Here is a 12,799-nt window from a genome sequence, read left to right as displayed (position 1 = left end):
AGCCTAGAGTTTCCAAGCCTGCAAAAACTCCCGTGTATGTTGCAATACAAAAAGCTTTCCATATAGACTGTGTCCTTGAGAGATTGGAGAGCTGCCAAGGATTGATTTGCTATATAAGCTGCTTGTCTATCTTTTTAAACATACATCAAATTCGCATAGAGCTATCTACAGATATTGTAGATAAGTCATCTATTCTTATGGGTATGTCTATGGTGAATATCTGGGTAATGTTGGTGTGAGTGAGTCAACTCTTCATGCTGATGAGGATGTGAGTGAGGCTCTTTGCCATTCCAATCAAAGTCATGAGTATGTTGATGGTGTTTATCATGACAATGCGAATGATTATGAAATAAAGATGCGTGATGATGAATATGGCCATGACCCTCCGTTAAATGTATCCAGACTCCTATACCCATTAAAGTAGCGGCTATCCAAAACAATCCCGATGTAGTCTCATGAAAAAATAGGATAGCAATACCCGCGCCTATAAAGGGTGCTGTGGAAAAATAAGCTCCTGTTCTCGCTGTTCCAAGTCCTCGTAAAGCAAGAACAAATAAGACAAGACTGATGCCATAACCAAGAAAGCCTAACAGCAGGGTATAGCTAATACTAGCCAATGCGGGAACTGTTAATCCTATAAAAAATGCAAGACTTAAGTTTACTACTCCAGCGACAAGTCCTTTACTTCCTGCAATAAATATCGCATCAGCAGCTGATATTTTGCGGGTAAGGTTGTTATCTATCGCCCAGCATAAACACGCGCCGGTAATGCTTAAAGTACCTAACCAATTTTGTGGGGCCGTTTGTCTTGGCCAAGATAATATAACCCCACCTGCTATGATGAGAAGCATGCCCCAAATAATGCGGCGATCCGTGCTTTCCTTAAAGAAACCCCATGCCAGAACAGCCGTGAATACCGCTTCTAGATTAAGAAGAAGCGAAGACGCGGCCGCACTTGTATGAACTAGTCCAATCATTAATAAGGTTGGGGCAATCACGCCACCAAATCCAATACCGGCCAATAACCACGGCCATTCATTTCTTAATAAGCCTGAAGCACTCCAACCCCTATCTCTAATGAGACGTAAGAAACCTAGTCCGAGCCCACTCCCTAAATAAAGAAAAGCTGCGAGGAATAAAGGAGAAATATCATCAGTTAATTGCTTGGCAAATGGGGTGCTACCTCCAAATAGGAAGGCCGCTCCAAGAGCTGCTAATGTGGCTGAGGAAAAATGAGGCTTAAGCATATAGAACTCACTTATTACTTTAAGATATTAACTTAGTTTAGAGGATGTTTTATTTATTGTGAGCTCTTTTCATCGGCGCCATTTGAAAACCTCATTATTCTTTAAATCGATATCTGTAACTCTTTGTAAAAGGTTAAAGCTTCCTATGTGGGCTTACGGGCGCTTTTACAAGGCTTTGACAACATACCCCAACTGGGTATATACCTTTAGGGGTATATTGGAGAATTGTTATGCCCAAATATCCAGAACATCATCATGAATTATCCCGACTTAATCGAGTTACAGGCCAACTTGAAGGCATCAAGCGGATGATTGAAGAGCAGCGCTATTGTGTTGATATTTTGTCACAATTACGTGCGGTTCGTAATGCGGTAAAAACTATAGAGCTTGGTGTGCTTGAGCGCCACGTTTTAAATTGCCTTAATCAAGTGGCGTGTCATGGAGATCAGGATTCTCGCCAGAAAAAAATGAATGAGATAATGGCCTTGCTTAAAAAATATGATTGAGGTGATCATGAGCACACACAAACATGGTTCCAAGCCCCACAAAAAAGAACACAGTTGTTGCACCCATCAGCATCCGTATACTCCTGTGTCTTCCGTTAAGCCGACATTAGAAAATGCAATGTATACTTGTCCAATGCATCCGCAAATCCGTCAGCTCAAACCAGGCACTTGCCCCATTTGCGGTATGGCACTTGAGCCTGAACAAATGAGTTTAACGGAGCAAAAAAATCCCGAGTATCATGATATGTTTTGGCGCTTTATTTTGGCCTTTATCGCCAGCATTCCGATTGTAATCTTAGCGATGGGTGAGCGCTGGTTGATTGCATCGATTCCAATGTCCGTATCCTTGTGGCTGCAAGCAATATTGGCCACCTTGGTGGTTTTAGGTTGTGGCTGGCCATTCTTCAAAAGAGGCTGGCTATCGCTTCGCTCACGTCGCTTGAACATGTTTACCTTAATTGCCTTAGGCACAGGAGTTGCCTGGGGGTATAGTTTAGCAGTTGTTATTTTTCCCCAATGGCTTCCCCTTCATTTGCAAGGAGATGGAATGATACCGGTGTATTTTGAAGCCGCAGCAGTCATAACAACACTGGTGCTTTTAGGTCAAGTATTGGAGTTAAAAGCACGTGAACGAACAGGAGATGCCATTCGCGCGTTACTTCATTTAAATCCAACGATCGCCCACCGATTAAATGATGAAGAGCAAGAGGAGGATATTACCCTTGATGAGGTGAAGGTAGGGAATAGATTATTGGTGCGTCCTGGCGAAAAAATTCCCGTTGATGGGGAGGTGATTAGCGGTCATAGTGATGTAGATGAATCCATGCTCACTGGTGAGCCTATGCCAGTGGCAAAAGAAATTGGCAATCAAGTCATTGGTGGGACGTTAAATCAACAAGGCAGTCTTATGATAAAAGCCGCCCATGTTGGTAAAGACACATTACTTGCGCGTATTATCACACAAGTCAGTGAAGCACAACGAAGCCAAGCTCCTATTCAACGGTTAGCGGATTCAGTGTCAGCCTGGTTTGTGCCCATTGTTTTAGGAGTGGCAGTACTTGCGTTTCTCGTTTGGCTGTTAGTAGGACCTGAACCTTCCTTAAGTAATGGGTTAATTGCTGCTATCTCGGTACTGATTATTGCATGCCCTTGTGCCTTGGGACTTGCAACGCCTATGTCAATAATGGTTGGTATAGGGGAGGGCGCGCGACGCGGTATCTTAATTAAAAACGCAGCCTCTTTAGAACAATTACGAAAAATTAACACCCTAGTGGTGGATAAAACAGGAACATTGACACAAGGCCATCCTACATTAACCCAAATTATTCCTGGTGGTCATTGGCAAGAAAATGAACTTTTAAATCTTGCGGCCTCCCTTGAGCGTCATAGCGAACACCCATTGGCTAGAGCGCTACGTGACGAAGCAATGAAGCGCCAAATGCCCCTAAAAGAAGCTCGGGATTTTATTGCATTCAGAGGTAAAGGCGCGAACGCAAAAATCGATGATACGAGTGTTGCGATTGGCAATGCTCACTGGTTGTCTATTCGCGCCGATGAAATTCCTATTGCTGCGTTAAAAGCTCAAGAAGAAGGGGCTACCTTAATTTATTTAACCGTTGACAAACAGTTTGCTGGTGTATTTGTGGTGGCCGACCGTATTAAAGAATCCAGTCAACAGGCCGTTGCTTCTCTCATAAATAAGGGCATTCAAGTTATCATGCTCACCGGTGATAATGCCGCGACTGCCAAAGCGGTAGCCCAACAAGTAGGTGTTCAAGAAGTCATTGCTGAAGTGCTGCCCGATGAAAAAAGCGAGGTGATTCGCGAATTACAACAAAAAGGGCTTGTGGTCGCCATGGTGGGTGATGGAGTGAATGATGCGATTGCCTTGGCAAAAGCCAACATTGGTATTGCAATGGGAACGGGTAGTGATGTGGCGATTGAAAGTGCCGGCATGACCTTATTATCTGGTGATTTAAATAAGATTTTAGAAGCCTATGAGTTATCCGTGCATACGGTAAAAAACATTCATCAAAATCTCTTTTTTGCTTTTATTTATAATGCACTGGGTGTTCCGGTCGCAGCAGGCGTTCTATATCCCCTTACGGGCTTATTACTGAGCCCGATGATAGCAGGCGCTGCCATGGCGCTAAGTTCCGTGTCGGTGATTGTCAATGCGTTGCGTTTGCGTCAGAAACTGACATGAGAGAACAAGAAACCACATAAAACCAATGTAATTTAGGGACAGAATCTACATGATGAATCAAAACTGGAACTTAAAGTACTTTTTATTGGGTATGATGTCTCTAATGCCCATTCTAGTGCATGCCAAACCTCCTTTGAGTCTTAAAGAGCTCACGCAGTTGGCTATTCAAAATAACAAGGATTTAAAAGCAGCGCGTCTAAATATTGCAATTGCCGAAGCACGTCTTGTACAGGCAGGTTTATGGTCTAATCCCAGCTTAAATATAAATAACAATGATGACAGGGTATTTAATAACGAAGGTGAGTATTCTCGCAGCATTAATTTTAATCAAGCCTTTCCTATTTCAGGGCGAATTGGCAGACAAAAAACGGTTGCTCGCATTGATATTCTTCGTGCTCATGCTGAGGTTTGTGAGGCGATACGTCAGCTCAGTGCAAAAGTTGCCAATGCTTATTTTGCAGTGGTCGTTGCGGAAAACCGCATGCAACAATTGAATTATTTGCAACGTATCAATCAGGAATTGGTGCGCGTTATTCATAATCGCTACCATGCTGCTGAAATATCTGAATTGGATGATAACTCTGCTCGCATTGAATACGCCCGCATAAAACAAGAAAAACAACTGCTAGAAAGCCGGCTAATTAGCCAATATACGCTCTTAAATCAGCTCATAGGCCAAGCCCCAAATTCACCCCTAAAGGTTGAAAAAACCATTACGATAGCAAACAAAATTCCTTCATTAAGAGCGCTCATTCCTCATGCTTTAAATCATCGGCCTGACCGACAAAGCTTATTGCTTGCAGGACATCGTGCCGAGGCCGATAGACGTTTGGCTCAAACCGAGCGCTTTGCCGATTGGAATGTAGGTATTGGCGTGCAGCAAGATAAAATAGTGGTGGAAGGCGCACCTCCACAACAAGCTGACCGTACCTTAGGCATTTCTCTATCGATTCCACTGCCTTTGCTTAATCGTAACCAGGGGCGAATTTTAGAAGCAAGTGCTACAGGCACTCAGACCATGATGGCCATTGATGCTTTAAATCTCGTTATTGAGACAGATGTAACCAGCAATTATGGGCAGCTTAATGTACTTAAAACAAGTCTTATACAAACACAAGGAACTTCTCTTCGCCTAGGACTTCAAAATGTGAAGCTGGCTCGTGAAGCGTATCAAGATGGGCAAGTCTCTTTTCTTAACCTCTTACAAGTTCAGCGCCAACAAAACGACGTACAAATGGCCTATTTAACGACCGTAGAGCAGTATTTTCAATCCTATGTTGCGTTATGTGCAGCAATGGGGGCTCCTCATCCAAGCGGGTTTTGCTCTTATCTATCTTTCACTAAGGAAGTGACTAAATGATTCAAGGATATCATCATAAAAGAGTACGGATTATTTTTTTACTGGGCTTTCTTGTTTATTCTCCATGGCTCATGGCGCATGGGGAGGAAATTGAGGTCAGCACATCAGGCCCTGCACAATCTGTTACACTGACATCCGAACAAACCAAGATGCTCGGTATTGAAGTATCTGAAGCCACTGCACGTCCAATTGCTGAGTTTTTGACATTAAATGGCCAAATTAAATTATTACCTAATGCGCAAGCCGACGTAAGCGTACGCATTAGTGGTGCGGTAACGGATATCATTGCCAACCTAGGGGATTTAGTAAGCAAGGGACAGGTTTTAGCTACGGTGCAATCTCGTCTCATTGGTGACCCACCACCCAGTATTGCAGTAAAAGCACCTATTTCAGGAGTAATTGATGCTCGTAATGTCAATTTAGGTCAAGCAGTAGAACCGAATACGGTTCTTTTTCACATCAGCAACCGTGAGCAATTACTGGCTATTGTCCAAGTGTATGAAGAAGATTTAGGCAAGATTAAGCGAGGACAGAACGTTAACGTCCATGTTTTAAGTTACCAAAACCGAATTTTTCCAGGCAAGGTTACGCTAATTGAACCCAATTTAGATCCTTTAACGCGGAGTGTGAATGTACAAATCAGTCTTGAGAATAAAGAAGGATTACTAAAGCCTGGGATGTTCGTACGTGCCAATGTGGTTTTGCGCTTTATAAAAGATGCGCTTACGATACCTAATAACGCAGTACTTGAAATTGACAATTCCACTTTTGTTTTCGTAAAAAATGGTACAGCGTATGACCGAACGATAGTTAGTCTTGGTGCTCGTGATGATAAATATAGCGAAATTAAAAAAGGCTTAGTGCCAGGAGATGAAGTAGTGACTCAGGGAAATCGGGAATTGTACACCTTAAGCTTAAGCGGTGGCGGTACTAAAAAATCCGGTGATAAGGAGCCTCACTAATGTTTAATCGCTTAATCGCCTGGTCGCTTCATAACCGCCTTTTGATTTTAGCCTTAACGGTTGTGCTTTGTCTTTTAGGTGGTTACACCTTAAAACAAATGCCGGTGGACGTTTTCCCGGAATTTGCCCCACCCCAAGTGGTGGTACAAACCGAAGCGCCTGGTATGGCAACGCAAGACGTTGAAACGCTCATTACCTATCCTTTGGAAAGCGCCATTAACGGCACACCTGGGGTTGCCAGCGTACGTTCTAAAACTACCGTTGGCTTATCGACAATAACGGTAGTTTTTGATGATAGAACCGATATTTATCGTAATCGGCAATTGGTTAATGAGCGTATTTCGCAAGTCAGTAATCGACTGCCACCGGGCGTTAATCCTCCAGTCATGCTCCCTATTACCTCCGCTGTGGGCTGGCTTGTTAAATACGCCTTAATCAGTAATACAGCAAGCCCTGAAACCTTACGTACAATTTCAGATTGGACGATTAGGCCTAGGATTTTGGCGTTAGGTGGGGTGGCTTCAGTGGTGTCTATTGGTGGTGAGGTCAAACAATACCAGGTGCGTTTAATTCCTGAGCGTATGCTTGCCTATGGTATTACCATTGAAGAAGTACGCCAAGCCTTAACTACCGCGAACCAAAATGTACCGGGAGCCTTTGTTCACCAGGCCGGTAGTGAGCTTGTGGTAGGAACAATAGGCCGAATCCAATCTTTAGAGGACATTAAAAAAACCGCCATTACGGGGCGAAAAGGAGTTCCCATCACTATCAATAACGTAGCAATTGTCACCTTTGGTGGAGAAATAAAGCGCGGAGATGGTGCGTATAATGCGAAGCCCGCGGTGATTGGCACGATTTCCAAAGCCTATGGTGCCGATACGGTGACAACGACAGCCAAAGTGGAGCAGGCTCTAAACAACATCAAAAAGACACTGCCCGCAGGTGTGGAACTAAAAACTGAAGTTTTTCGTCAAGCCAATTTTATTGAGTCTGCGATTCATAATTTAACACGCGCACTTTTAGAGGGTGCCATTATTGTCATTGCGATACTGTTTGTCTTTTTAATGAATTGGCGTGCTTCGTTTATTACGTTTCTTTCCATGCCCGTATCCTTTGTCATTGGTTTATTGGTATTGCACTATTTTGGCATAGGGATTAACTCCATGACCTTAGGTGGGATGGCTATTGCCATTGGTGAGGTGGTGGATGATGGTATTATTACGGTAGAAAATGTGGTGCATCGCTTAAGAGTGAATCGCCAAGAAGTGACTCCACTACCTGCCATTGAAGTGGTTTTTGATGCCGTGCTTGAGATACGAAGTTCCGTTGTTTATGCCACCATCATTATCAGTCTTGTTTTTTTACCCATTTTCTTTCTATCAGGAATTGCTGAGCGCATTTTTAGTCCTTTAGCTATTGCCTATATTGCTTCGGTATTGGGTTCGCTTGTGGTGTCAATTACTATGGTGCCGGCACTTTGTTATCTCTTATTAGTTCGAGGCCAAGAAAAAAAGGAAGATGCTCACGTGAGCTTGCATGCGTTGTCGCAGCGCGAGCGTCATTATGGTGTTGAGCAAAAGACAGAGCATAGTGCTGAGCCTGAAACACGTTTTGTCCTGTGGCTTAAAGGACATTTTTTAACTGCATTACACTGGTCTTTGGCACATCTTAAAACGGTGATTGCTATGGCACTGGCCGCTTTTTTATTTGCCTTAGCGCTACTTCCCTTTTTTGGCACCTCTTTTTTGCCCGAGTTTCATGAGGGAAATTTCATTGTGGCCATGAGTACTTTGCCGGGTACTTCATTAGACGAGTCAATGCGTTTGGGACAACAAGTGCAACAAGCCTTAATGCGCTACCCGCAAGTCATCTCAATTTCTCAACGGGCCGGACGAAGTGAGTTGGATGAAGATGCGCTACCCCCCAATGTCAGTGAATTTGACGTGCGTCTTGATTTTAATAAAGAAAAATCATTGCCACCTGATGAACTATTACGGCGCATTCGCGCAGATTTAGCCAATATTCCCGGTGCCGTATTTAATGTGGGGCAATTTATAGCACACCGCATGGATGAGGTCTTATCAGGGGTGCGTGCACAAGTAGCAGTGAAGTTATTTGGTGATAATTTATCCACCTTAAACGAGTTAGGACAATCGCTAGAAACCGTGTTGAAATCAATTCCTGGTGTAGTAGATATTAATAAAGAGCAGCAGATTAACGTACCACAAGTCGTTATTAAAATTGATCGTGAAAAAGCCGCACGTTATGGGGTGAATGTAGGGCAGATTTCAGAAGATGTCCAAGTGCTTTTAAACGGGGTGAGTGTATCGAGTGTTTTAGAGGGCCAGCGTACGTTTGATTTATATCTTCGTATGGATAAACCAGGGCGCGATAGCATTAAAGCCATTCAAAACATACTCATTGATGCCCATGGTCAAGCCGAAGGAAGCTTAGGCAAAATTCCATTGCGTGCAGTGGCTGAAATTAAAGTAGAACCCCAACCCTTTGCGGTTAATCGGGAAAATGTGCAACGGCTATTAGTAATTGGTTTTAATGTGCAAGGACGTGATTTAGGCAGTGTGATTGCGGAGGTTGAGCAAGAAGTGCAAGAAAAAATTAAACTGCCTGCGGGATACTTTATCCAATATGGCGGTCAATTTGAAAGTCAGCAACAGGCATCGAAAGTGATTCTTACCTTTGGTGCTTTAGTTATTTTTATTATGATTATTTTGCTGCATAAAGCTTTTGGTACTTTTAGAGAAGCATTGCTGGTTATGTTCAATTTACCCTTGGCTTTAATTGGTGGGGTCATTTCTCTCTTTATCGCTAGTGGAGAGATGAGTGTTGCGGCCATGATTGGTTTTATTACCTTGTTTGGGATTGCTGCACGCAACGGGATTATTTTAGTGAGCCATTACAATCAATTACGTTTACAAGGAAAAACACGCGAGCAAGTAGTGATTGATGGCACGTTAGATAGGTTAGTGCCAGTGTTAATGACGGCAGCAACTGCAGCACTTGGCCTTTTCCCACTGCTTTGGGGCTCACCTGCCGGTAAAGAATTAGAACGACCTTTAGCCCAAGTGCTCTTGGGTGGCTTATTGACATCAACCGTGCTTAATATGTTTGTGGTACCGACAGTCTATAATGCCATCGAACAATGGCGGGAAAAACGAAACTCTTTAAAGGATATACAACCAGGAGAAACACGATGAAAGAACAGCAATACAATAGAAGAACGGTATGGTTTAATTTGTTGGTGAGTTTTTTTATTTTGATAACACCCTTAGAGCTGTTTGCTAATACATCCGAAACTTCTAAAGTAGCTATCCCTTCCACTATTGCTGATATTTGGAAAGCAATCGATGAGAATAGTACTGCGATTAATCAGGCATTAAAAGAAAACCAGTTAATATCGATTCATAAACACGCATTTGCAATCCGAGATTTAGTCAATGCATTGCCTGCCAAAAGCTTGGATTTATCCGACGAGCAGAAAAAAACACTGCAAAGTAATTTAAGTTATGTAGAGCAGCTGGCAACACGCCTTGATAAAACAGGGGATGCCAACGACAAAGAAGGCACTCAGGCGAATTGGGATAAATTGAAAAAAATATTAACTCAATTACGTGCTCTCTATCAAATCTCACAGTCTAATTAAGGATTCAAGTATGAAATTTTCTTTTTGCTTTCAAGGAGTATTATTAAGCTCAATGGTTTTGGGACAGGTTCTAGCTAATCCAGAGCCTTTGCTTCTTAAAAAGACCGAACCTACAGTGCTGTTGATTAAAAAATATCAGACTGAAGTGAATGGAAAATCTACTGACTTATTCCGTATTGAACAGCCCGATGGAACATGGGGATATAAGGGAATCAAAGGTCAAGTATTTGATGCGATTGTAAAAAATCAAACGGATAAACCAACCGTCTTACATTGGCATGGTCTTATTGTTCCTAATGATCAAGACGGGGTACCTTATGTAACACAAGAACCCATTCCCGCAGGTGGGGAATATCATTATCGTTTCTTGCTCAAACAGTCTGGAACTTATTGGATGCATTCACATCATGATTTGCAGGTACAGCAATTTTTATCAGCCCCCTTGGTTATTACTGATCCAAACGATAAGGTGAGTGCTAAAGAAGTCGTTTTATTTATTGGAGATTTTAGTTTTAAAAAACCGGAATTGATTTTAAGTGAATTAAAAAAAGGTCAAATGACACACATGCATCATAGCAATGGTACGTCTTCTATGCCTATGCCTATGGATAATTCAGCACCTGATTTAAATGACGTTAATTATGATGCTTTTCTAACCAACTATAAAACGTTAAACAATCCTCAAATCGTTCCGATTCATCCAGGAGACACAGTTCGATTACGGTTCATTGTCGGTTCTGCAATGTCCAATTTTTTTATAAATACGGGTACCTTGAATGGAGAGGCGATTGCTATCGATGGTCAACCGATTAAACCTGTAAAAGCCAATCAATTTCAACTGGCTGTCGGACAACGATTAGATGTCTTGGTGACTATCCCAAAAGGTGAAATGGCTTATCCTATTCTTGCTCAGGGTGAGGGGACTAATATGCAAACTGGATTAATATTGGCAACACCTAAAGCTATTCTACAAAAGCTCAATGAAAAAGCATCCGATAAAGCTGGTGCTTTGAATTATGAGCAGGAATTTCAGTTCAAAGCACTAAAACCATTGCCGAATAAAACGCCTGGTCAAACTTTAACTGTTAATTTAGAAGGCGACATGATGCGTTATGTCTGGACTATTAATAATCAAAAATGGCCAGAAATTAAACCCTTAACTGTTGCTAGTAATAAACGTGTTGAAATGGTATTTAACAATAAAACGACAATGGCTCATCCTATGCATTTGCATGGTCATGTCTTTGAGGTAACAGAGATTGATGGCAAGAAGATAAGTGAAGGGTTGTTGCATGATACCGTTTTAGTTTTGCCAAAATCAACGGTCAAAGTTCAATTTGATACCGATAATCCTGGCAATTGGATGATGCATTGCCATATGCTTTATCATCAAGAAACAGGCATGATGACCATAATAAATTATCAGGATATTAAAGTCCCTAACTTAACTATGCATCATTCGTTGTAAACTCATTTGCCTTGATACCCGTTATGAAGCTGAAAGTTAAGCCATTTTTTCACATTCTTCAGCACATCGATAGCAAGCATCAGCACAGCGCTTACAATGCTCCATGTGCTGATGTTTGCTGCATTCATCGCCACAAGCACGACAAATTTTAGCGCATAACCGGCAAATTTCTTTAGTAAAGGATGAGCCCCGTGCCATCATCTCTATAGCAAGGGCACAGATTGCTATACAATCACGATCCAGGGTAATACAATGAGCTAGGTCTTTACAGTTGTCCTCTTTGCTGCAGGCCGATGCGCAATTCTCACATACAACCATACATTCCTGGCAAGATTTTATACAAGCTTCATACTGTTGGTGGGACATATTATTCTCCTTTTGATTGATCACTACCATACCATTGAGTCCGCCATGTTTTTAATTGCTCGATTTCTTTTTGTTGTGCATTAATGATTTGCTGAGCCATGTCTTTAATTTCAGGATGTGTTGCCTTTTGTAATGCATCTTTTGCCATCATAATGGCAGCTTCGTGGTGAGATATCATCAAATCAATAAAGCGTTTATCGTATTCGTTATCTTTTTTTCCTAATTTATCCATCATCAGTTTATCCATTGCACTTTGACACTTTGCCATTGGGCCTCTCATGCAAGAACAACAATCTTTTGCCCAAAGTACACTGGGTACAACAAGCGAAAGCGTAAGACTGGTGATTATGAGTGATTTTTTAAACATAAGACTTCTCCTTGTCAGTATGAATGATTACGTGTTCCTTTTTAAATTATCAAGAAACTCAATAATTTTTATTACGTCTGCCTTGGTGAAGGGCTTACGAAAGACTCGCTCTTTCTTATTTTCTATTAATACATAATCTTCTTGTGAAGATAAACCCATAATAGGAATTTCATTGCTAATGAGTGAATTTTTCTTAATTTGATGTAACAAACTTCTTCTTTCATTAAGGGTTATATCAATTAATATTAGATCAAATAATTTAAAAGTTATGTATTCTATTGCAGATTCAAAATCCCAAGCTATATCTACATGATGTTCAAGATCCAAGAATTGTGAGCGAATAACAACTCGCGCTGCCAATGAAGATTCTACTATTAATAAAGAATAAGGGTTATGCATCGATTTTTAAGTTTTAAAGCGCATACTAACTATTTGTTTAATTATAGGGGGATGAGGTGATTTCGCAATAATAGTAATTTTTTATTTGGCCCATAGTTCCAAAAAATTCGATAAGCTGCTTACGTATTTCTCTTAGGTTTCAAATAGCCCACCACCTTTGTGGGAATACAATAATGTGGGAAAACATAAAAGTGGTTATAGTTATGAGTTTCTTCCCTTTTGATGACTTATGTTTGAGATAGATAACGTACCTTATC

The 12,799-nt window shown here is 41.6% G+C and carries 11 protein-coding genes; 7 read left to right on the top strand and 4 right to left on the bottom strand.

The window, feature by feature from the left end:
- Positions 1–185: 185 nt before the first annotated feature.
- On the bottom strand, positions 186–1,247 hold the full coding sequence (locus tag ELY11_RS11510) for a DMT family transporter (protein ID WP_127033678.1): 1,062 nt from the start codon (positions 1,245–1,247) through the stop codon (positions 186–188).
- Between the two features lie 230 nt (positions 1,248–1,477).
- On the opposite strand from ELY11_RS11510, the gene ELY11_RS11505 reads away from it, so the two are divergent.
- The 7 genes from ELY11_RS11505 (at position 1,478) to ELY11_RS11475 (ending at position 11,410) form a co-directional block, all read left to right on the top strand.
- Positions 1,478–1,753, top strand: a complete 276-nt coding sequence (locus tag ELY11_RS11505; RefSeq protein ID WP_127033675.1) for a metal-sensitive transcriptional regulator — start codon at positions 1,478–1,480, stop codon at positions 1,751–1,753.
- Positions 1,754–1,760: 7 nt separating this feature from the next.
- The gene (locus ELY11_RS11500; protein ID WP_127033672.1) at positions 1,761–3,959 is read left to right on the top strand and encodes a copper-transporting P-type ATPase; all 2,199 of its coding nucleotides are present in this window, start codon (positions 1,761–1,763) and stop codon (positions 3,957–3,959) included.
- Between the two features lie 103 nt (positions 3,960–4,062).
- Positions 4,063–5,319, top strand: a complete 1,257-nt coding sequence (locus tag ELY11_RS11495) for a TolC family protein (protein WP_233579853.1) — start codon at positions 4,063–4,065, stop codon at positions 5,317–5,319.
- On the top strand, positions 5,316–6,281 hold the full coding sequence (locus tag ELY11_RS11490; protein WP_127033666.1) for an efflux RND transporter periplasmic adaptor subunit: 966 nt from the start codon (positions 5,316–5,318) through the stop codon (positions 6,279–6,281). The genes ELY11_RS11495 and ELY11_RS11490 overlap by 4 nt, the downstream gene beginning before the upstream one ends.
- Positions 6,281–9,496: an efflux RND transporter permease subunit gene (locus tag ELY11_RS11485; protein WP_127033663.1), complete on the top strand. Its 3,216-nt coding sequence runs from the start codon at positions 6,281–6,283 to the stop codon at positions 9,494–9,496. Before ELY11_RS11490 ends, ELY11_RS11485 begins: the two co-directional genes overlap by 1 nt.
- Positions 9,493–9,942, top strand: coding sequence for a transporter (locus ELY11_RS11480; RefSeq protein ID WP_127033660.1), 450 nt, complete (start codon positions 9,493–9,495; stop codon positions 9,940–9,942). The genes ELY11_RS11485 and ELY11_RS11480 overlap by 4 nt, the downstream gene beginning before the upstream one ends.
- 10 nt (positions 9,943–9,952) lie before the next feature.
- Positions 9,953–11,410, top strand: coding sequence for a multicopper oxidase family protein (locus tag ELY11_RS11475; RefSeq protein ID WP_127033657.1), 1,458 nt, complete (start codon positions 9,953–9,955; stop codon positions 11,408–11,410).
- Between the two features lie 36 nt (positions 11,411–11,446).
- On the opposite strand, the gene ELY11_RS11470 is transcribed toward ELY11_RS11475, so the two are convergent.
- Genes ELY11_RS11470 through ELY11_RS11460 form a run of 3 tightly spaced genes read right to left on the bottom strand, consistent with a single transcriptional unit; the run spans position 11,447 to position 12,542 of the window.
- Positions 11,447–11,776, bottom strand: coding sequence for a four-helix bundle copper-binding protein (locus ELY11_RS11470; protein ID WP_127033654.1), 330 nt, complete (start codon positions 11,774–11,776; stop codon positions 11,447–11,449).
- 1 nt (position 11,777) lies between these two features.
- Positions 11,778–12,143 carry a DUF305 domain-containing protein gene (locus tag ELY11_RS11465; protein WP_233579852.1) on the bottom strand — a complete coding sequence of 122 codons (366 nt, stop codon included), beginning with the start codon at positions 12,141–12,143 and terminating at the stop codon, positions 11,778–11,780.
- Between the two features lie 27 nt (positions 12,144–12,170).
- The gene (locus ELY11_RS11460) at positions 12,171–12,542 is read right to left on the bottom strand and encodes a response regulator (RefSeq protein WP_127033651.1); all 372 of its coding nucleotides are present in this window, start codon (positions 12,540–12,542) and stop codon (positions 12,171–12,173) included.
- Between the last annotated feature and the right edge of the window lie 257 nt (positions 12,543–12,799).

This window comes from Legionella septentrionalis (genome assembly GCF_003989745.1).
In the GTDB taxonomy this organism is placed as follows: domain Bacteria; phylum Pseudomonadota; class Gammaproteobacteria; order Legionellales; family Legionellaceae; genus Legionella_A; species Legionella_A septentrionalis.
The sequence above is the reverse complement of the archived record's forward strand: the minus strand, read 5'-3'. Positions and strand labels throughout refer to the sequence as shown.

What these genes read in the sequence shown, in the direction of transcription:
- ELY11_RS11475 (WP_127033657.1), top strand. Translation starts at nt 9,953, where the DNA reads ATGAAATTTTCTTTTTGCTTTCAAGGAGTATTATTAAGCTCAATGGTT.
- ELY11_RS11460 (WP_127033651.1), bottom strand. Translation starts at nt 12,542, where the DNA reads ATGCATAACCCTTATTCTTTATTAATAGTAGAATCTTCATTGGCAGCG.
- ELY11_RS11495 (WP_233579853.1), top strand. Translation starts at nt 4,063, where the DNA reads ATGCCCATTCTAGTGCATGCCAAACCTCCTTTGAGTCTTAAAGAGCTC.
- ELY11_RS11480 (WP_127033660.1), top strand. Translation starts at nt 9,493, where the DNA reads ATGAAAGAACAGCAATACAATAGAAGAACGGTATGGTTTAATTTGTTG.
- ELY11_RS11505 (WP_127033675.1), top strand. Translation starts at nt 1,478, where the DNA reads ATGCCCAAATATCCAGAACATCATCATGAATTATCCCGACTTAATCGA.
- ELY11_RS11470 (WP_127033654.1), bottom strand. Translation starts at nt 11,776, where the DNA reads ATGTCCCACCAACAGTATGAAGCTTGTATAAAATCTTGCCAGGAATGT.
- ELY11_RS11490 (WP_127033666.1), top strand. Translation starts at nt 5,316, where the DNA reads ATGATTCAAGGATATCATCATAAAAGAGTACGGATTATTTTTTTACTG.
- ELY11_RS11500 (WP_127033672.1), top strand. Translation starts at nt 1,761, where the DNA reads ATGAGCACACACAAACATGGTTCCAAGCCCCACAAAAAAGAACACAGT.
- ELY11_RS11485 (WP_127033663.1), top strand. Translation starts at nt 6,281, where the DNA reads ATGTTTAATCGCTTAATCGCCTGGTCGCTTCATAACCGCCTTTTGATT.
- ELY11_RS11465 (WP_233579852.1), bottom strand. Translation starts at nt 12,143, where the DNA reads ATGTTTAAAAAATCACTCATAATCACCAGTCTTACGCTTTCGCTTGTT.
- ELY11_RS11510 (WP_127033678.1), bottom strand. Translation starts at nt 1,247, where the DNA reads ATGCTTAAGCCTCATTTTTCCTCAGCCACATTAGCAGCTCTTGGAGCG.